This window comes from Serratia sp. CY40230, assembly GCF_052168835.1.
GTDB classification, from domain to species: domain Bacteria; phylum Pseudomonadota; class Gammaproteobacteria; order Enterobacterales; family Enterobacteriaceae; genus Serratia; species Serratia nematodiphila.
Window position 1 is genome coordinate 1,116,629 of sequence record NZ_JBJNLX010000001.1, and the last position, 18,420, is coordinate 1,135,048.

Below are 18,420 nucleotides of genomic sequence, written 5' to 3' on the forward strand. Positions count from 1 at the left end.
CCGATCGGCTTATTGTTCGGTCAGGCGCATCTCCGCCACCAGCGGCAGGTGGTCGCTTACCGCCGGCCAATGCACGCCGTTCCAGTCGCCGCTGGCGTTCGGCACCGTCAGGCTGTCCAGATGCCAGCGCTGCGCGTTGCCGGTGAAGATGTAATCCACCTTGATCTCGGCGTTTTCCGCCGGCCAGCTGCGGCCGTCCTGCCCGTTGGGCATGATATCGTTCCAATAGCGGCTCAGCTCCAGCCAGGTGACGCTGCCCGGCACATCGTTCATATCGCCGAACAGCAGCTTGATGCCGCGCACTTCGATGGTGCGATCGTTCAGCTCCCGTACCTGATCCAGACGCATCGTCGGATCTTCCTTGGTATCGAGGTGGGTGTTGAACAGGGTGATCGGCGTCGGGAACTCCGGCACATCGACCTTGGCGCTGAAGGCGATGCGCTGTTCGCGCTGGCCGGACGGCAGCGGATAGATCACGGCATCGTGCAGCGGATACTTCGACAGAAACGCCAAACCATATTCGCCGCCGTCGAAATCGATCGCCCGGCCGAACACCGCCTGCATGCCGGTCAGTTTCGCCAGTTCCGCCGCCTGATCGACCCGCCCGCTGCGGGCGGTGAGTTTATCCACCTCCTGCAGCGCCACCACGTCGACATTCATCGCGCGAATCGCCTTGGCGATGGCGGTCATGTCGCTGACCTTGCCGGCGGCGATATTGAAGCTGGCGACGCGGATTTTCGGCGCCTGCTCCAGTTCGTAGGTTTTGTTCTTCAGGCCGCCCAACGCGCTGGCCACTTCGCGGCTGTTGGCGTTGCTGTTGGCGTGCCCGGTATCGGCAGACGACCAGGCGCTGTGAGAGATGCCCAGGGACAGTAAGGTGATAAGCAGAGCGTGACCGGTGTGCATGAATTCTCCTTGAGGGACAGATAAGTGTTATGTAGGCGCTTCCTGGCCCACAGCTAACACCGATTTTGCCGCAGAAACCTGCGACTATTTCCTAGTTGCACCGCTATTTTTCGTTTCTGCGCGATGCTTCGCATTCTGGCGGTTTACGCATTGCACCATTGGACAAACGGCTGATTTCGTTTTAAAACCGGTAGATTGCCAACCGCGAGGAGTTCCGATGACCAGCCCGATTGCCGAACAGCTTACCGAACGTTTCTTCCGCTATCTGGCGGTGACCAGCCAGAGCAACGCCGCCGCAGCCACCCTGCCCAGCACGCCGGGGCAGCATGAGATGGCGCAACTGTTGGCGGACGAGCTGCGCCGGCTCGGCCTGGCCGACGTGCAGATCGACGAGCACGCCACCGTGACCGCCCGCAAGCCCGGCACCCAACCCGGCGCGCCGCGCATCGGCTTCATCACGCATATCGACACCGTGGACGTCGGCCTGTCGCCCGAGATTCGCCCGCAGCGCCTGCGCTTCACCGGCGAAGATTTATGCCTGAACGCCGAGCAAGGTATCTGGCTGCGTACCGCCGAGCATCCGGAGATCCTGCCCTACCGAAACGAAGAGATCCTGTTCAGCGACGGCACCAGCGTGCTGGGCGCCGACAATAAGGCGGCGGTTACCGTGGTGATGACGCTGCTGGCCAACCTGACCGCGGCCGATCGCCACGGCGATATCGTGGTGGCGTTCGTGCCGGACGAAGAGATCGGCCTGCGCGGCGCCAAAGCGCTGGATCTGCAGCGTTTCCCCGTCGATTTCGCCTACACCATCGACTGCTGCGAACTGGGTGAAGTGGTGTACGAGAATTTCAACGCGGCGGCGGCGGAGATCCACATCGAGGGGGTGACCGCCCACCCGATGTCGGCGAAAAACGTGTTAATCAACCCGATACGCATCGCCAACGACATCATCAACCGATTCGACGTGCAGGATACCCCGGAGCACACCGAGGGGCGCGAAGGCTATTTCTGGTTCACCGATCTGGCCGCCAACGCCAATCAGGCGACGCTGAAGGTGTCGATTCGCGACTTCGATCGCGCGGCGTTCGAGGCGCGCAAGGCCCGCCTTGAGGAGACGGTGCGCCAGGTGGCGGCCAACTACCCGCGCGCAAACGTCAGCTGCAGCGTCAGCGACATCTACAGCAACATCAGCAACGCCATCGGCGAGGACCGGCGCGCTATCGATCTGATCTTCGGCGCCCTCGCCGCCCACGGCATCCCGCCGAAGGTGATCCCGATGCGCGGCGGCACCGACGGTGCGGCGCTCTCCAGCCGCGGCATCCTGACGCCCAATTACTTCACTGGCGCGCATAACTTCCACTCGCGCTTCGAGTTTTTACCCGTCAGCGCCTTCGTGAAATCCTATCAGGTGACCCGCAGCATTTGCCTGCTGGCCGCGCGGCAAAGCGGCCAACCGGCTTAGCTCATCACCCAGCCGAGCAACGCGGCCCATGCCAACAGCGGCAGCGAATAATAGTGGAAGCGCAACCAGATCTTGCGCTCCCCCGCCATGCGCAACGCAATCAGGTTGGCGAGCGATCCGATCGCCAACCCGAAGCCGCCGGCGTTGACCGCATAGGCCAGCTGAGCGCTGGAGGGCACATAGTTGAGCAACAGTATGGTGGCCGGCACGTTGCTGACGATCTGCGACAGCCCGACGCCCAACGCATACACGCTCCCCTCGCTCAGCCCGGCGATGGCGGCGAACGCCGGCTGAAGCGGCGGCAAACGGGTAAACAGGCCGACATCGATGAACATGGCGGCGAACACGAAAATCAGGCTCCAGTCGATCTGCAACAGCACCCGGCGCGCCAGCAGCAAGAAACCGGCGAACACCGCCAGCAGCCCATACAACGGCAGATCGAAATCGAGACACAGCAGGAAAACCGCATACAGCCCTACACAGCTCAGCAACAGCGGCCGCTGATAGGGATAGCCCTCGGTATTCGGTGCTTTCACGATGTCGCGCGCCGGGAAGCTGAACCAGGTCAGCGCCAGCAGGCTCAACATCATTGCGGCACCAAACGGCGCCATCTGGCCGATGAAACCGAGGAAAGAGAGGCCGGAGCGGCTCCACAGCAGGATATTTTGCGGGTTGCCGATCGGCGTCAGCAGCGAACCGGCGTTCACCGCCAGCGCCTGGAAGATGATCAAGCGGCCGACCGGCAGCGCCGACAGCTTTTTCAGCGTGATGGTGAGCGGTATGACGATAAACAGCGCCACGTCGTTGGTCAGAAACGACGACAGCAGCGCGGCGGAAAACACCAAGAACAGCGCCAGCCGCCGTTCGCTGTGCAAGCGGTTGATAATCTTGCGGCCGACAAAATCGAAGTAGCCGCTGACCTCCACCCCTTTGGTCAGCAGCATCAGCCCCAACAGGGTGATAAGGGTACGGCCGTCGATGAAACCACCCAGCGCTGCCAGCGGCTGCGGATGAAAAGCGAACATCGCCACGCCGGCCAGCAGCAATGCATGCAAGAAACGGTCTTTGACAAAGGGGTGGATAAGCCGGGAAATGGCGGTTGAACTCATAGCGGCAGTGTGAACCTCACCGAAAAGAATGGGCAGACGTTAGCTCAGACGCGGCTTCAGCGCCAGCAAAATGCTATTTTACCTTTATCCGCTTTCCATTTGCCGCGCTTTACTTTATTTGTAGCGGCTTTCACGGTTTCAAAGGACATGTTATGGCTTCCCTGTTCGCCAAAGGAGCGCTGTTGAGCGCCTTATGCGCCCTGCTCGCTGCCTGCGACGACGCCTCCTCCCGCCCGCAAATCGATATTGACGGCAAAACCATGGGCACTTTCTACAGCGTAAATGTCAGCGGTGACGTCGCGATCGGCAAACAAGAATTGCAGCGGCAGATAGACAAAGTGCTCGAGCAGGCCAACGACGATATCTCCACCTACCGCGCCGACTCGGTGCTGTCGCGGTTTAACCACAGCGCCAGCCTCGAGCCGCAGCCGATCCCGCGCGGCATGGCGGACATCGTGCTGATGGCTCAACGCATCGGCCGCGATACCGGCGGCGCCATGGACATCACCGTCGGCCCCTTGGTGAACCTGTGGGGGTTCGGTCCCGACAAACATCCGGTCAAGGTGCCGGAACAGGCGCAGATCGACGCGGCAAAGCTGCGCACCGGCCTGCAGCACCTGAAGCTGATCAGCGACAACCGCGGGGAGTGGCTGCAAAAAGATCTGCCGGGCATGTATGTCGATCTCTCGACGCTGGGCGAAGGCTATGGTGCCGATGAGTTGGTGCGCCTGATGAACCGTCACGGCATTACCAACTACCTGGTATCGGTCGGTGGTGCGGTCTCTTCACGTGGCGTCAACGGCCAGGGCAAGCCCTGGCGGGTGGCGATCCAAAAGCCGACCGACCGTGAAAATGCGGTACAGGCGCTGGTGGATCTGCACGGTTACGGCATCAGCACCGCCGGCAGCTACCGCAACTACTTTGAACAAAACGGCCAGCGCTACTCCCATGTCATCGATCCGACCACCGGCAGGCCGATCAACCACCGGCTGGTTTCCGCCACGGTGATCGCCCCGACCGCGCTCGAGGCCGACGGCTGGGATACCGGTTTGATGGTGCTGGGCCCGGAGAAAGCGTTGCAGCTCGCGGAAGAGAAAGGGCTGGCGGTCTACCTGATCAGTAAAACCGACGACGGTTTCAGCGCCGTGATGACACCGCAGTTCAAAGCGTTTTTGGTGCAGTGAGATAAAAAAAGCCCGGCACGCAATGGCCGGGCTTGGTCCTGTTCCGCGCCGATCACTTGGTCAGCGCGATGATGCCGAGGGTCAGACCGGCAACCGCCGCCGCGCCGCCGGCGATCGCGCCCGCGGTTTCCCAGTTATCCTGAGTGGTACCCTTCATGCAGGTGTTGGTGTGCACCAGACGCCCCTGGTCATCATAGACCGGCACGCAGGGAGAATCGGTGGCGCATCCGGCCAACACGGCCGACAGTAACCCAACCGCAATTAACTTTTTCATACTTCTTGCCTCAATGTTCGATCACTTTAGAAAGCTACGCCGAGCGATAATCATGCTACCAGGCTATTGTATGCCCAACGCATGTAATGGCGAGGTAATGATGTGTCAGGGGATGTGATTTGGGAAAACTCCGAGCGCCCGTCAAGTGGGCTTAGCGCAGTAAAAAGCCCGCGAAAACGCGGGCTTGATGGCGAGGTGAAGCTCAGGCGGAATTATTTCGCCAGTTTGCGCATCACCAGGGTGGCGTTGGTGCCGCCGAAGCCGAAGCTGTTGGACATCACGGTGGTCAGCTCGCGCTGGGTCGGCTGAGTCACGATGTTCATGCCGACCGCCTGTTCATCCAGGGTTTCGATGTTGATGCTCGGCGCGATAAAGCCGTGCTCCAGCATCAGCAGGCTGTAGATCGCCTCCTGCACGCCCGCGGCGCCCAGCGAGTGGCCGGTCATCGCCTTGGTGGAGGAGATGGCCGGGGTATTGTCGCCGAACACTTCACGAATGGCGCCCAGCTCTTTCACGTCGCCTACCGGCGTAGAGGTGCCGTGCACGTTGATGTAATCGATCGGCGCATCCAGATCCTGCATCGCCATCTTCATGCAGCGCACTGCGCCTTCGCCCGAAGGGGCAACCATGTCGGCGCCGTCGGAAGTCGCGCCGTAGCCGACGATTTCCGCATAGATGTGCGCGCCGCGCGCCAGCGCGTGCTCCAGCTCTTCAACCACCACCATGCCGCCGCCGCCGGCGATGACGAAACCGTCACGATCGGCGTCGTAGGTGCGAGAGGCTTTTTCCGGCGTGTCGTTGTATTTGGTGGACAGCGCGCCCATCGCATCGAACTCGCAGGCCATTTCCCAGCACAGCTCTTCGCCGCCGCCGGCGAACACGATGTCCTGTTTGCCCAGCTGGATTTGCTCAACCGCGTTGCCGATGCAGTGCGCAGAGGTCGCGCAAGCGGAGCTGATGGAGTAGTTCACGCCGTGGATTTTGAACGGCGTTGCCAGGCAGGCGGAAACGCCGGAAGCCATGGCTTTGGTGACCACGTATGGGCCAACCGCTTTCAAGCCGCGCGGGCTGCGCATCGCATCGGCGCCGAACACCTGGAAGCGCGGAGAACCGCCGCCGGAACCGGCGATCAGGCCCACGCGCGGGTTGTTTTGATACTCTTCTTCCTTCAAACCGGAAGAAGCGATCGCTTCTTGCATCGCCAGGAAGGCATAAATGGAAGCATCGCTCATGAAACGCACCGCCTTGCGGTCGATCAGGCCGGTAGTGTCGAGCTTAACTTGCCCCCATACGTGACTACGCATGCCGGAATCTTTCAGCTCCTGGGAGAAAGTGATCCCAGAACGTCCTTCCTGCAGGCTTGCCAGGACCTCCTGCTGGTTATTACCAATGCTGGAGACAACTCCCAGGCCAGTAATCACTGCACGTTTCATTCAATACCTCTTCCACTATTTACCTACGGGATTTTGCATCGCACTTTAGCGTACAGATGTAAGCCGAACAAGTCCGATCAGCGTTTTTCAGCTTTATTGTCGTCCAGTTTGCGCCGGGGCGCCAGCGCCGTTAGAATTCGCGGCATCCCTTGAATTTCGAGCCATTGACCGTGAACCACGCCCCCATCCAAACCGCAACGCTAACCTGGAACGAACAGGGTACACCTGTTTCGAAACAGTTTGATGACGTCTATTTTTCCAATCAGGATGGGCTGGAAGAAACCCGCTACGTCTTCCTGCACGGCAATCGGCTGCCGCAGCGTTTCGCCGCCCACCCGCGCTCGCTGTTTGTCGTGGCGGAAACCGGGTTCGGCACCGGGCTCAATTTCCTCACGCTGTGGCAGGCCTTCGCCGGCTTCCGCCAGGCCGAGCCGGACGCGACGCTGCAGCGCCTGCACTTTATCAGCTTCGAAAAATTTCCCCTGCAGCAGGCTGACCTGGCGGCGGCGCATGCGCGCTGGCCGGAGCTGGCGCCTTACGCCGACGAACTGCGCGCCCAATGGCCGCTGCCGCTGCCGGGGTGCCATCGCCTGCTGTTGGCCGAAGGCCGCATTACGCTCGATCTGTGGTTCGGCGACGTCAACGATCTGCTGCCGCAGTTTGACGCCAGCATGAATAACCAGGTGGACGCCTGGTTCCTTGACGGCTTCGCGCCGGCAAAAAATCCCGACATGTGGACCGATCAACTGTTCGCCGCCATGGCGCGTTTCGCCCGGCCGGAAGGCAGCTTCGCCACCTTTACCGCCGCCGGCTTCGTGCGCCGCGGTTTGCAACAGGCCGGTTTTCAGGTCAAGCGCTGCAAAGGCTTCGGCCAAAAGCGTGAAATGCTCGCCGGTGAGCTCCCGGCCGATGCGCAGCCCGCCTCACATCCAGCGCCCTGGTATCGACGCCCGGCGGCGGACAACACCACCGACATCGCCCTGATCGGCGGCGGCGTCGCCAGCGCGCTCACTGCGCTGGCCTTGCTGCGGCGCGGCGCCACCGTCACGCTGTACTGCGCCGACGAGCAGGCGGCCGAAGGCGCATCCGGTAACCGCCAGGGCGCGATTTATCCTTTGCTGAACGGCAGCGGCAACGCGCTGGAGAGTTTCTTCAGCGCCGCGTTTCCCTTCGCTCGCCGACAATACGACGCCCTGTTGCAACAAGGCGTCGCCTTTGATCACCAGTGGTGCGGCGTCAGCCAGTTGGCCTATGACGAAAAGAGCGGCGCCAAGATCGCCAATATGCTGAAAACCGACTGGCCGCAAGCCTTGGCGACGGCGGCCGACCGCGAGACGCTCAGCGATCGGTGCGGCGTCGATACCGGCTTTGGCGGCATCACCTACCCGCTAGGCGGCTGGCTGTGCCCGGCCGAGCTGACGCGCGGCGCTATCGCGCTGGCGCAGCGTCAGGGCTTGGTCTGCCACTATCGGCACGATGCACAGAGGCTGACGCAGGAAGAAAACGGCTGGCGCATCGATTTCACCAACGGCGACAGCCGGCGCCATGCGACGGTGATCCTGGCCAACGGCCACCGGTTGGCCGAGCTGGCACCGACGGAAGCCCTGCCGCTGTATTCGGTACGCGGGCAGGTATCGCATATCCCAAGCTCGCCGGCCCTCGGTCAATTGAAACAGGTCTTGTGCTACGACGGCTACCTGACGCCGGCCAACGCCAACAACGGCCAGCACTGCATCGGCGCCAGCTATCAGCGCGGCGACACCGCCACCGACTACCGCGAGCAGGAACAGCAGGATAACCGCGAGCGTCTGCTGCGCTGCCTGCCGGAGCAGGCCTGGCCGCAGCAGGTGGACGTCAGCGCTCATCAGGCGCGCTGCGGCGTGCGCAGCGCCACCCGCGATCATCTGCCGATGGTCGGCGCACTGCCGGACTATCAGGCCACGCTGGCGCAGTATCAGGATTTGCAGCGGCAGAACCAGCGCGGCGAAACCGTCGCCGATGCGCCGGTCTATCCCGGTCTGTTCGCTATCGGCGGGTTAGGCTCGCGCGGCTTGTGCTCGGCGCCCCTGGCGGCGGAAATTTTGGCGGCGCAGCTGTTCGGCGAGCCGTTGCCGGGCGATGCGCGTCTGCTGGCGGCGTTGAATCCGAATCGGATGTGGGTGCGGAAATTGCTGAAAGGACGTGCAGTTTAATCAACCTTGAGGGGCGCGGCGACGCGCCCCGGCATGACGATCAGGCGGCAGGGGTTGCAGCCTGATAGAGGTTTTCCCACATGCCGCGCACCAGGATCTGATCCGGTGGCGAGAGTTCCCCGGCGGCGATCGCTTTGTGCAGGCTCTCCTCCACCCGCGCTTTCAGCGCTGCGGCGGTGTGTTCGCCCTGCTCTTCCGCTTCGGCCACCGCCAGCGTCAGATGACCGCGCAGGTAGCCACCGGCAAACAGTTCATCATCGCTGGCGTGCTCTACCATGTCATCAATCAGCGCCAAAATGCGCGCTTCAAATTCTGCGATCATCAAATTTCCTCATTAAATAACGGGCTGTGGCGTCAGTTGAGATCTTCCGGATACGGAAAATGCTCGGCCGCCAACGGTGGCGTATTGTAGAACGATTGCAGCGCCTGAATAAAGCGCGCAGGCCTTGTGGGTATTCCCTGCTCCAGCAGCGCCAATATCCGGGCGCGCACCTTGCGTTGGAACGCGATGCGATCCGGCTCGCAGTCGCCGTTCAGGTTGTCGCAGCTGACGTTGAACGGGAAACCGGCCGCCACGCAGAACATCCATTCCAGTGCCTGCGGTTTGATCTCCACGGCTTCGAATTCGCTCTGGGTCTGCGCGTCGCGCCCGTCCGGGCAATACCAATAACCGAAGTCCACCAATTGACGGCGCGCTTCACCGGCGATGCACCAGTGCGAGATTTCGTGCAGGCCGCTGGCGTAGAAACCGTGGGCGAACACGATGCGGTGATACGGCAGTTCATCATCGGCCGGCAGGTAAATGGGTTCGTCGTCGCCCTTCACCAGGCGGGTGTTATAGTCATCGCTGAAGCACCGATTGAAGATCGCGATCAACTGCTCATAGTGATGACGGGTCTGCGTGTCTGACATAAAAATTCTATAACCACAAAAATAAAGAGGCCATTATACCCGATAAGACAGGGCGCGTAAGCAGCGCACCCTCTTCATCTTTAACCGTGCACGAAGGCGGACAGCCACTGCTGAATCTCTGCGCCGTGATTGTCGTACAGCAGCTTGAGGCTCATCACCAGTGAGACGATCACGATCATCGGCCGAATCAGTTTCTGCCCGCGGGTCAGCACCATGTGCGCGCCCAAACGCGCCCCCAGCACCTGCCCCACCAGCATCACCAGACCGATGCTCCACACCACCTTGCCGCCGATGATGAACAGCGCCAACCCGCCGACGTTGGAGGTAAAGTTCAGCACTTTGGCGTGCGCCGTAGACTTGGCGAGGTTGAAACCGCACAGCGTCACGTAGGCCAGCGCGTAGAATGAGCCGGCGCCGGGGCCGAAGAAACCGTCGTAAAACCCGACGCAGCCGCCGGCCACCAGCCCGAACGGCAAGGCGCCGAGGCGGCGTTGACGATCTTCCTCACCCAGGCGCGGCATCAGCAGGAAGTAGAGACCGATGCCGATCACCAGCAGCGGCAACATCTGCCGCAGCACATCGGCGCGCATATGCTGCACCAGAATGGCGCCGGCGATCGAGCCGATCAGCGTCAGAAAAATCGTCAGCTTCTGGTCGTTGAGGTTCACCGCGCGCCGACGAATGAAGTACAGACTGGCGGAGAAGGAGCCGCCGACCGACTGCAGCTTATTGGTCGCCAGCGCCTGCGCCGGAGGAACCCCCACTGCCAGCAAGGCCGGCACCGTCAGTAATCCGCCGCCGCCGGCGATGGAGTCGATAAACCCCGCCAGCAGCGCTACCGCAAACAACACCCCGAGCATCTCGGGGCCAATGACGAACCAGTCCATGAGTTATTCCGCTGAGAAATGGTGATCCAGCAATGCCTGACAGGTCGGCGGTAACGGCGGCGGCACGGATTTGCCCGGCTTCGCGTTAGGCTGATGCGGCACGAACCAGCTCGCCAGTTCGGCGCCGCAGCCGTCGCCCGGCGGCGGCGTATCCTGCTCCTGGCACTCCAGGCTGCCGGCCGGGCAACGCAGGCGCACGTGCATGTGCGCACGGTGGCCGAACCACGGCCGCACCTTGTGCAACCAGGCGCGATCGGCGCCGGCGTCCAGACACAGACGCTGCTTGATCGCCGGGTTGACGAAGATACGCGTCACCTCCGCATCCTGCGCCGCCAGCTTGATCAACGACTCAATCTGCGGCTGCCATTGGCTCGCCACCACCTGCTTGCCGTCGCCCGACACCAGGTCGATCGGCTGCGGCTTGAGCAATTGCTGCGCGCTCCAGCGCTGGCGCGGCAGCTGCAGCCAGATGTCGACGTCGAGCCCAGACTGGTGGCTGGCGTGGCCGCTGCTGAAGCGCCCGCCGGCCGGCATCGCCATGTCGCCGATCAGCACCGTGCCCAGCGCTTTCTGGTTCGCTTTGCTGCTGAGGCGCTGTATGAACGCCAGCAGATCCGGATGGCCAAAATAGCGGCGCTGGTCGGTACGCATCACCTGATAATCCGGTGAATTCAGCGGCAACGGCTGCGCGCCGATGACGCAGCCGTTGGCGAAACCACCCACCGCCTGCGGCGCGCCGGCCACCGGATGATCGATTTTCTGCCACGGCGTCAGTGCCATGGCGGAGGCGGAGGCCGTCAGGGCCACCAGGCCCAACATCCAGTTTTTCATGGCGATTACCAGCGCGGTACGTCGGAAACCACATCACCGTTTTGCGCGCGCTGGCGCAGCAGGTGATCCATCAACACGATCGCCATCATCGCTTCGGCGATCGGCACGGCGCGGATGCCCACGCACGGATCGTGGCGACCGCGGGTGACCATTTCCACCGCTTCGCCCTGGCGATTGATAGTGCGCCCCGGCACCATAATGCTGGAGGTCGGCTTCAGCGCCAGATGCGCAATCACCGGTTGGCCGCTGCTGATGCCGCCGAGAATGCCGCCGGCATGGTTGCTTTGGAAGCCTTCCGGGGTGATTTCATCGCGGTTTTCGCTGCCGCGTTTGGTCACCACGGCGAACCCGTCGCCGATCTCCACGCCTTTCACCGCGTTGATGCTCATCAGCGCGTGCGCCAGATCGGCATCGAGGCGGTCAAACACCGGCTCACCCAGGCCAACCGGCACGTTTTCAGCAATCACGCTGACCTTGGCGCCGATGGAGTCACCCTCTTTTTTCAGCGCGCGCATCAGTTCGTCCAGCGCTTCCAGCTTGTCCGGATCCGGGCAGAAGAACGGGTTCTGTTCGACCTGATCCCAGTCTTTCAGCTCACAGGTCACGTCGCCGATCTGCGCCAGATAGCCGCGCACCTGCACGCCGAACTTCTGCTGCAGGTATTTCTTGGCGATAGCGCCCGCCGCGACGCGCATGGCGGTTTCACGCGCCGAAGAGCGGCCGCCGCCGCGATAGTCGCGCAGACCGTATTTCTGTTCGTAGGTGTAGTCGGCATGCCCTGGACGGAACACGTCTTTGATGGCGCTGTAGTCTTGCGAGCGCTGATCGGTGTTTTCAATGATCAGACCGATGCTGGTGCCGGTGGTCACGCCTTCGAATACGCCGGAGAGAATGCGCACCTGATCCGGTTCACGGCGCTGGGTGGTGTAACGCGAGGTGCCCGGACGACGGCGGTCCAGATCGTGTTGCAAATCGGCTTCGGTGAGCGGGATGCCGGGCGGCACGCCGTCGACGATACAACCCAGCGCCACCCCGTGAGATTCACCGAAGGTGGTGACGCGGAAAATCTGCCCAATACTGTTTCCTGCCATCACGGCTCCTTACCGTTAGTCTTTTATCGTTATGCGGCCCGCCATGCGGGCCTTGGAAATGCGGCTTAGCTGCGATAGAGGCTGAAGTGATCCTTGCAATCCACCAGCTGCTGCTTGGTCAGCATGAACACGCCGTCGCCGCCGTTTTCGAATTCCAGCCAGGTGAACGGGATGTCCGGATATTGTTCCATCAGATGTACCATGCTGTTGCCCACTTCACAAATCAGCACGCCGTCGTCGGTCAGGTAGTCCGGCGCGCACGCCAGGATGCGGCGCACCAGCTTCAGGCCGTCGCTGCCCGCCGCCAGCCCCAGTTCCGGCTCAAAGCGGAACTCCTGCGGCAGATCCGACATGTCTTCCGCATCGACGTACGGCGGGTTGGTGACGATCAGATCGTACTGGATCGCGGGAACGTCGCGGAACAGATCGGAACGGATCGGGATCACCTGATGTTCGACGCCGTGCGCCTGAATATTGCGCTCGGTTACCGCCAGCACGTCGCTGGAGATGTCCACCGCGTCCACTTCCGCTTCCGGGAAAGCGTAGCCGCAGGCGATGGCGATGCAGCCGCTGCCGGTGCACATGTCGAGGATATGGCGCGGCGGGTGCGGGATCAGCGCGCTGAAACGATCGTTGATCAGCTCGCCGATCGGTGAACGCGGCACCAGCACGCGCTCGTCGACGTAAAATTCCATGCCGCAGAACCAGGCCTTGTTGGTCAGATAGGCGACCGGGATGCGTTCGTTGACGCGGCGGATCACGCGCTCAACGATGCGATGGCGCTCACTGGAAGTCAGACGGGCGGTGTGCATGTCCTCCGGAATGTCCAACGGCAGGAACAGGCTTGGCAGCACCAATTGCACCGCTTCGTCCCACGGATTATCGGTTCCGTGACCATAATAGATATTGGCGGCGTTGAAGCGGCTTACCGTCCAGCGCAGCATATCTTGAATGGTGTGCAGTTCGTTCACTGCTTCGTCGACGAAAATTTTGTCCAATTTGCCCTCCGGCAGGCGCTGTGTTTCATGATTTAGCCGCATAGTTTGCCATGAAGCCCGCGACAAATCACGCTTGCCCCTCGCGCTTTTCACTCTGGCCCGAGTTTTGCGTCGACAGCGCTCATTCACAAGGTAAACTAGCGAAATAAACGATTTCCGGTGAATGAAGCATGAAGAACAAGCCCCCTCTGAGCAAAGACGAACAACAGCTCTTCAGAGAGTCGGTGGCGGGCGCGAAAAAGCTGCGCCAGGACACCATCGTCCACCGCCCGCCGAAGCCCAAGGTCAAACAGATTGCGCCGCAGCGATTGCTGCAGGAGCAGGTCGATGCCAGCTATTATTTTTCAGATGAATACCAGCCGCAGCTGGAAGAGGAAGGCCCGACGCGCTACGTGCGCCCCGGCAGCAGCCCGTATGAGCTGAAGAAGCTGCGGCGCGGCGATTACTCGCCGGAGCTGTTTCTCGATTTGCACGGCCTGACCCAACTGCAGGCCAAGCAGGAGCTGGGGGCGCTGATCGCCGCCTGCAAACGCGAGCACGTGCACTGCGCCTGTGTGATGCACGGGCACGGCAAGCATATCCTCAAGCAGCAAACGCCGCTGTGGCTGGCGCAGCACCCCGATGTGCTGGCGTTCCACCAGGCGCCGAAGGAATGGGGTGGCAACGCCGCCATCCTGCTGTTGGTGGAGCTGGCCGAGTAGCCCCCCTCAGAAACGACTCAGGGCGATGTCAGACATCGCCCTGAGTTTATTCCGCACCGCATCCGCGGTTCACACTTTGGCCATCACCTGCGATGGGCTGACCTGCCATTCAAACTTGCCGTAGCTGCCGTCCGCCGGCAGATCGACGTTGGCGATCGCCGAGGTCGCGAACATCGGCGGGCACTCGCCCGGACACAGTTCCGCCACCAGATACCCCACCAGCGGCAGGTGCGACACGATCAGCACCGAGCTCACCCCTTGCATCGCCAGCGCCTGCAGATAGCTGCCGACCTGTTCGGCGTTGCCGCCCGGCGTCAGCTCGGGCAGCACTTCTTCGCCCTCCGGCAGCGTCAAGGCTTCACGCACCGTCGCCAGCGTCTGTTCGGCCCGCAGATAGGGGCTGACCAGCACGCGTTCAATATCCACAGACTTGGTGTTCAACCAGGCCGCCATCTGACGGGACTCGTCGCGGCCGCACAGGGTAAGGGGCCTTACCGCATCGCTGGCTGCCTCGAGCGCCGCCTCTCCGTGACGCATAATCAAAACTTGCATATTGCACCGCTGTTGTTGACAAAGTAACGCTATACAGAAACGCCGTGCGTGCTGTACCGCCGAGTTTTCCAACCCAAAGCCAAAGCTTTAAAACGATAACGCGCCGTCTCTTTATGGCGGCCGGGCATTTTGCCTGAAAGTTTGCCTAAAGAAAACGCTGTTTTTTACAGCAACCCTCCCCGGGCAAACCTCGATTGCTCACAGAACAATCAATTCAACGGGTTAAATTTTAACCTTGCCGCCATGAAATTTATTGATGGCGGTCAAGCTAACTTACCGCTGCCTCAGCCTTGCTGTACAGCCTCACCGGCTGACGCTGTCGCAAGGAGTGATGGCGATCACAACGCGGCCCTGTTGCAACTATAGTGCAAATCGGGCCGCCCTGCGTTCAGCTCCCCAACGGGTAAAAGCGCTCGCCCTGCTGCGCCATGCGCTGCAAGCGCTCGCACGGCGCGAAGTGCTCGCCGTGCTGCTGGCGCAGGTAGTCCAGCGTCTTCACCACTTTCTCGGCGCCGAGCTCGTCCATATAGCGGAACGGGCCGCCGAGGAACGGCGGGAAACCGATGCCGAACACCGCACCGATATCGCCGTCGCGCGCGCTGCGGATCACGCCTTCATCCAGGCAGCGCGCCGCTTCGTTCAGCATCATCATCACGCAGCGCTGGGCGACGGTCGCCGGCAGCATGTGCGCCTTCGGCGTGACGCCGAGCAGCGTATACAATGAGGTATCCGCGCGCTTACGCCGCTGACGCTGCTGCCCCTCGCTCGGGTAAAGATAGAAGCCGCGGCCGTTCTTGCGCCCTTTGCGCCCGTCCTTCAGCACCGCATCGAACGCGGCAGGCGCGGCGAAGCGCGGCCCCAGCGCCTCGACCAGCACGGGAATGATTTTGGTGCCGACGTCGATGCCCACTTCATCCAGCAGGGTAATCGGGCCGACCGGGAAACCGAAGTCCACCAGCGCCTTGTCCAGCGATTCAATCGGCTCGCCTTCCAGCAGGCAGCGCGCCGCTTCGTTGATGTACGGCGCCAGGATGCGGTTGACATAAAAACCGGCGCTGTCGCCCACCACGATGGCGGTCTTGCCCTGCTTGTGCGCCAGCGCTACGGTGGTGGCGATGGTCTCTTCGCTGGTGCCGGCGTGCGGGATCACTTCCACCAGCGGCATTTTGTCCACCGGGCTGAAGTAGTGCAGACCGATCACCTGCTGCGGCCGCTGGGCCTGTTCGGCGATGTGGCCGATAGGCAGCGAAGAGGTGTTGGAAGCGAACACGGTATGCGGCGCGCAGTTCGCTTCGACCTCGGCCACCATTTTCTGCTTCAGCGCCAGATCCTCAAACACCGCCTCGACCACGATATCCACCTGCTCGAAGCCGGTGTAATCGGTGGAGCCGGAGATCAGCATCATCTGCTTTTGCCGATCCGCCGGGCGCATGCGCTTGCTGCGTACCCGTTTGCCGAGCACGTCCCAGCTGTATTTTAGCGCGTGATTGATGCCGGTTTCATTGATGTCTTTGATGCGCACCGGCAAACCGCCGCGCGTGGCGGTGACACAGGCGATGCCGCCGCCCATCAGGCCGCCGCCGAGAATGCCGACGCGATGCAGGGCATGCGGCTGAGCATTGCCGCCCCGCTCTTTTTTCAGCGCGGTGGAGGCGAAGAACAGGCTGCGCAACGCCGCCGACTGCGGCGTCATCGCCAGCTCGCCAAAGGCGCGCGCTTCGGCCTCATAGCCGCTGGCGCTGCCGTGATCCAGCCCGGTTCGCACCACCTGAATAATGCGCTCCGCCGCCGGGTAGTTGCCGTGGGTTTTCGCCAACGTTTTCTTGCGCACGATGCTGAACAGCAGATTTCTACCCAGCGGGCCATTGAGCAGGCGATCCTGCCACGGCAGCTCGCGCTGATGTTTCCAGCCCTGTTTCACCCGCTCGATGGCGGTCTGCAACAGGATCGATTGCGGCACGGCGTCGTCCACCAGCCCCATGCGCAGCGCCTGGCGGGCGCGAATGTGCTTGCCGGTCAGGATCATGTCCAGCGCCTTGGCAGCGCCTATCAGGCGCGGCAGGCGCTGAGTGCCGCCAGAGCCCGGCAGCAGGCCCAGCTGCACTTCCGGCAGACCGAGCGCGGTTTTGTCATCCAGCGAACAGACGCGGCCGTGACAGGCCAGCGCCAATTCCAGGCCGCCGCCCAGGCAGGCGCCGTGGATGGCCGCGACCACCGGCACCGGGAAAGCGGCGATCTGCGCCAGCGTGCTCTGCCCTTTCTTGGCCAGCGTTTCCGCCTCTTTGGCGCTGGTGCAGGCGGCAATCATGGTGATGTCGGCACCGGCGATAAACGAGTCCGGCTTGCCGGAAACGATCACCAGCCCTTCCAGTGCAGTGTGCTGCTGCGCCCGGATCAGCACGTCGTTCACCTGTTCGACGAACTCGGCCTTGAGCGTATTGACCTTGTCACCCGGCACGTCGATGGTGATCACCCCGATGTTGTCGGGGCGGATCGTCAGTTGAAAGGCCGACGGTTTGGCGCGCTGTTCATGCAATGCGTTTTCGAAACTCATTATTCCACCTCCACGATCATCGCGGCCCCTAACCCGCCGGCGGCGCAGGCGGTGGTCAGGCCCAGCCCGCCGCCGCGGCGTTTCAGCTCACGCAGCGTCTGGGTGATCATGCGCGCGCCGGTGGCGGCGAACGGGTGGCCATAGGCGATGGAACCGCCCAGGACGTTGAATTTGTCCATGTCCACCTCGCCGATCGCCTGGCTGCGGCCAAGCTTCTCGCGGGCGAACGCTTCGCTGGCGAACATCTTCAGGTTAGCCAGCGTTTGCGCGGCGAAAGCTTCATGCATATCGATGAGCGTCAGATCGGCCAGACCGATGCCGGCGCGCTCCAGCGCCAGCGGCGTGGCGTAGGAAGGCCCCAGCAGCATGTCTTCCCACACGTCGATGGCGGCAAAAGCGAAACTACGCAGATAGCCGAGCGGCTGCAGGCCCAGCTCTTTGGCGCGCGATTCGCTCATCATCAGTACCGCCGCCGCGCCGTCGGTCAACGGCGTGCTGTTGGCCGCAGTAACGCTGCCGTGTTTGCGATCGAACGCCGGTTTCAGCTTGGCGTAGGACGCCAGGCTGGAGTCTTTACGGATGTTGTTGTCTTCGGAAAGCTGCGCGCGGTATGGCGGCACGTAGGCGGTCATCACCTCATCGCGCAGCCACCCCTCCCGCCAGGCCTTGGCCGCCAGCTCGTGGGAACGGTGCGCCAGCGCATCTTGCGCTTCACGGGTGATGCCGTGGCTTTTCGCCATCTGTTCGGCGGTATCGCCCATGCGCAGGCCGGTGGAATACTCCGCCACCGCCGGCGGCACCGGCATCAGATCGCGGAATTTCAGCCGGCTGAACAATTTGAGGCGCTGCGACAACGTGCGCGCCTTGTTGACGTCCACCAGCGTGCGCGCCAGCGCCTTGCTGACGCCGATCGGCAAGACGGAAGAAGAGTCCGCCCCGCCGGCGATGCCGACGCTGATGCTGCCGGCCATGATGCTCTCCGCCACGTTGGCGATCGCCTGGAAGCTGGTGGCGCAGGCGCGCGACACGCTGTAGGCGTCGGTATGGACGCTCATGCCGGTGCCCAGCACGATTTCACGCGCGATGTTCGGCGCCTCGGGCATTTGCACCACCTGGCCGAACACCAGCTGCTCGATAAGCTGCGGATCGATACCGCTGCGCGCCAACAGCTCGCTCACCGCCGTTTTCCCTAAATCCACCGCCGGAATGCCGTGATAGGCGGTCGCCTGTTTGGCAAAGGGGGTACGCAGTCCATTCACAATCGCAATGCGGTCACCATGACGGGTCACCAACGGCAGTGCCTTACTCATAAATGCTCCTGAAGAAAATAA

17 protein-coding genes are annotated in these 18,420 nt (G+C 62.3%); 4 read left to right on the plus strand and 13 right to left on the minus strand.

The genetic code is table 11. From position 1 onward, the window contains the following. Positions 1 to 9: 9 nt before the first annotated feature. Positions 10 to 906: an endonuclease/exonuclease/phosphatase family protein gene (locus ACJ8IJ_RS05260; RefSeq protein ID WP_015378611.1), complete on the minus strand. Its 897-nt coding sequence runs from the start codon at positions 904 to 906 to the stop codon at positions 10 to 12. Positions 907 to 1,123: 217 nt separating this feature from the next. On the opposite strand from ACJ8IJ_RS05260, the gene pepT reads away from it, so the two are divergent. Next, the gene (gene pepT / locus ACJ8IJ_RS05265; protein ID WP_265260975.1) at positions 1,124 to 2,371 is read left to right on the plus strand and encodes a peptidase T; all 1,248 of its coding nucleotides are present in this window, start codon (positions 1,124 to 1,126) and stop codon (positions 2,369 to 2,371) included. Here the strand turns inward: pepT and ACJ8IJ_RS05270 are convergent. Next, a complete protein-coding gene (locus ACJ8IJ_RS05270) occupies positions 2,368 to 3,480 on the minus strand; it encodes an SLC13 family permease (RefSeq protein WP_131164996.1) in 1,113 nt (370 codons plus the stop codon). The two genes, pepT and ACJ8IJ_RS05270, sit on opposite strands and share 4 nt — an antisense overlap. A gap of 152 nt (positions 3,481 to 3,632) precedes the next feature. Between ACJ8IJ_RS05270 and apbE the strand changes: the two genes are divergently transcribed. Continuing rightward, positions 3,633 to 4,664 carry an FAD:protein FMN transferase ApbE gene (apbE, locus tag ACJ8IJ_RS05275; protein WP_442518331.1) on the plus strand — a complete coding sequence of 344 codons (1,032 nt, stop codon included), beginning with the start codon at positions 3,633 to 3,635 and terminating at the stop codon, positions 4,662 to 4,664. Between the two features lie 52 nt (positions 4,665 to 4,716). On the opposite strand, the gene ACJ8IJ_RS05280 is transcribed toward apbE, so the two are convergent. Together ACJ8IJ_RS05280 and fabB are read right to left on the minus strand one after the other, a co-directional pair. Then, entirely contained in the window at positions 4,717 to 4,938 is a 222-nt protein-coding gene (locus tag ACJ8IJ_RS05280) for a hypothetical protein (protein ID WP_004936201.1), read from the minus strand. 212 nt (positions 4,939 to 5,150) lie between these two features. Beyond that, entirely contained in the window at positions 5,151 to 6,371 is a 1,221-nt protein-coding gene (gene fabB, locus ACJ8IJ_RS05285; RefSeq protein WP_004936203.1) for a beta-ketoacyl-ACP synthase I, read from the minus strand. 170 nt (positions 6,372 to 6,541) lie between these two features. Between fabB and mnmC the strand changes: the two genes are divergently transcribed. Continuing rightward, positions 6,542 to 8,563 carry a bifunctional tRNA (5-methylaminomethyl-2-thiouridine)(34)-methyltransferase MnmD/FAD-dependent 5-carboxymethylaminomethyl-2-thiouridine(34) oxidoreductase MnmC gene (gene mnmC, locus ACJ8IJ_RS05290; protein ID WP_033645762.1) on the plus strand — a complete coding sequence of 674 codons (2,022 nt, stop codon included), beginning with the start codon at positions 6,542 to 6,544 and terminating at the stop codon, positions 8,561 to 8,563. 40 nt (positions 8,564 to 8,603) lie between these two features. Here mnmC and ACJ8IJ_RS05295 read toward each other — a convergent pair whose 3' ends face one another. The 6 genes from ACJ8IJ_RS05295 to prmB form a co-directional block, all read right to left on the minus strand. Further along, positions 8,604 to 8,885, minus strand: a complete 282-nt coding sequence (locus tag ACJ8IJ_RS05295; RefSeq protein ID WP_004936209.1) for a YfcL family protein — start codon at positions 8,883 to 8,885, stop codon at positions 8,604 to 8,606. A 32-nt stretch (positions 8,886 to 8,917) separates the two neighbouring features. Continuing rightward, positions 8,918 to 9,475 carry an elongation factor P hydroxylase gene (locus ACJ8IJ_RS05300; protein ID WP_004936211.1) on the minus strand — a complete coding sequence of 186 codons (558 nt, stop codon included), beginning with the start codon at positions 9,473 to 9,475 and terminating at the stop codon, positions 8,918 to 8,920. Between the two features lie 80 nt (positions 9,476 to 9,555). After that, positions 9,556 to 10,362: a sulfite exporter TauE/SafE family protein gene (locus tag ACJ8IJ_RS05305; RefSeq protein WP_004936214.1), complete on the minus strand. Its 807-nt coding sequence runs from the start codon at positions 10,360 to 10,362 to the stop codon at positions 9,556 to 9,558. A gap of 3 nt (positions 10,363 to 10,365) precedes the next feature. After that, a complete protein-coding gene (gene mepA / locus ACJ8IJ_RS05310) occupies positions 10,366 to 11,193 on the minus strand; it encodes a penicillin-insensitive murein endopeptidase (protein ID WP_004936216.1) in 828 nt (275 codons plus the stop codon). 5 nt (positions 11,194 to 11,198) lie between these two features. Continuing rightward, positions 11,199 to 12,284: a chorismate synthase gene (aroC, locus tag ACJ8IJ_RS05315; RefSeq protein ID WP_004936219.1), complete on the minus strand. Its 1,086-nt coding sequence runs from the start codon at positions 12,282 to 12,284 to the stop codon at positions 11,199 to 11,201. A gap of 65 nt (positions 12,285 to 12,349) precedes the next feature. Continuing rightward, on the minus strand, positions 12,350 to 13,282 hold the full coding sequence (gene prmB, locus ACJ8IJ_RS05320; RefSeq protein WP_004936224.1) for a 50S ribosomal protein L3 N(5)-glutamine methyltransferase: 933 nt from the start codon (positions 13,280 to 13,282) through the stop codon (positions 12,350 to 12,352). Positions 13,283 to 13,452: 170 nt separating this feature from the next. On the opposite strand from prmB, the gene smrB reads away from it, so the two are divergent. Beyond that, a complete protein-coding gene (gene smrB / locus ACJ8IJ_RS05325) occupies positions 13,453 to 13,983 on the plus strand; it encodes an endonuclease SmrB (protein ID WP_004936226.1) in 531 nt (176 codons plus the stop codon). Positions 13,984 to 14,052: 69 nt separating this feature from the next. Here smrB and sixA read toward each other — a convergent pair whose 3' ends face one another. The 3 genes from sixA to fadI all read right to left on the minus strand — a co-directional run bounded on the left by sixA (position 14,053) and on the right by fadI (position 18,399). Beyond that, positions 14,053 to 14,535, minus strand: coding sequence for a phosphohistidine phosphatase SixA (gene sixA / locus ACJ8IJ_RS05330; RefSeq protein WP_004936230.1), 483 nt, complete (start codon positions 14,533 to 14,535; stop codon positions 14,053 to 14,055). A gap of 388 nt (positions 14,536 to 14,923) precedes the next feature. Continuing rightward, entirely contained in the window at positions 14,924 to 17,089 is a 2,166-nt protein-coding gene (fadJ, locus tag ACJ8IJ_RS05335) for a fatty acid oxidation complex subunit alpha FadJ (RefSeq protein WP_442518332.1), read from the minus strand. Further along, entirely contained in the window at positions 17,089 to 18,399 is a 1,311-nt protein-coding gene (fadI, locus tag ACJ8IJ_RS05340; protein ID WP_442518333.1) for an acetyl-CoA C-acyltransferase FadI, read from the minus strand. The genes fadJ and fadI overlap by 1 nt, the downstream gene beginning before the upstream one ends. Positions 18,400 to 18,420: the final 21 nt, after the last annotated feature.

What these genes read in the sequence shown, in the direction of transcription:
- fadI (WP_442518333.1), bottom strand. Translation starts at nt 18,399, where the DNA reads ATGAGTAAGGCACTGCCGTTGGTGACCCGTCATGGTGACCGCATTGCG.
- apbE (WP_442518331.1), top strand. Translation starts at nt 3,633, where the DNA reads ATGGCTTCCCTGTTCGCCAAAGGAGCGCTGTTGAGCGCCTTATGCGCC.
- ACJ8IJ_RS05305 (WP_004936214.1), bottom strand. Translation starts at nt 10,362, where the DNA reads ATGGACTGGTTCGTCATTGGCCCCGAGATGCTCGGGGTGTTGTTTGCG.
- pepT (WP_265260975.1), top strand. Translation starts at nt 1,124, where the DNA reads ATGACCAGCCCGATTGCCGAACAGCTTACCGAACGTTTCTTCCGCTAT.
- sixA (WP_004936230.1), bottom strand. Translation starts at nt 14,535, where the DNA reads ATGCAAGTTTTGATTATGCGTCACGGAGAGGCGGCGCTCGAGGCAGCC.
- ACJ8IJ_RS05270 (WP_131164996.1), bottom strand. Translation starts at nt 3,480, where the DNA reads ATGAGTTCAACCGCCATTTCCCGGCTTATCCACCCCTTTGTCAAAGAC.
- ACJ8IJ_RS05260 (WP_015378611.1), bottom strand. Translation starts at nt 906, where the DNA reads ATGCACACCGGTCACGCTCTGCTTATCACCTTACTGTCCCTGGGCATC.
- fadJ (WP_442518332.1), bottom strand. Translation starts at nt 17,089, where the DNA reads ATGAGTTTCGAAAACGCATTGCATGAACAGCGCGCCAAACCGTCGGCC.
- smrB (WP_004936226.1), top strand. Translation starts at nt 13,453, where the DNA reads ATGAAGAACAAGCCCCCTCTGAGCAAAGACGAACAACAGCTCTTCAGA.
- ACJ8IJ_RS05300 (WP_004936211.1), bottom strand. Translation starts at nt 9,475, where the DNA reads ATGTCAGACACGCAGACCCGTCATCACTATGAGCAGTTGATCGCGATC.
- ACJ8IJ_RS05295 (WP_004936209.1), bottom strand. Translation starts at nt 8,885, where the DNA reads ATGATCGCAGAATTTGAAGCGCGCATTTTGGCGCTGATTGATGACATG.
- aroC (WP_004936219.1), bottom strand. Translation starts at nt 12,284, where the DNA reads ATGGCAGGAAACAGTATTGGGCAGATTTTCCGCGTCACCACCTTCGGT.
- mepA (WP_004936216.1), bottom strand. Translation starts at nt 11,193, where the DNA reads ATGAAAAACTGGATGTTGGGCCTGGTGGCCCTGACGGCCTCCGCCTCC.
- ACJ8IJ_RS05280 (WP_004936201.1), bottom strand. Translation starts at nt 4,938, where the DNA reads ATGAAAAAGTTAATTGCGGTTGGGTTACTGTCGGCCGTGTTGGCCGGA.
- fabB (WP_004936203.1), bottom strand. Translation starts at nt 6,371, where the DNA reads ATGAAACGTGCAGTGATTACTGGCCTGGGAGTTGTCTCCAGCATTGGT.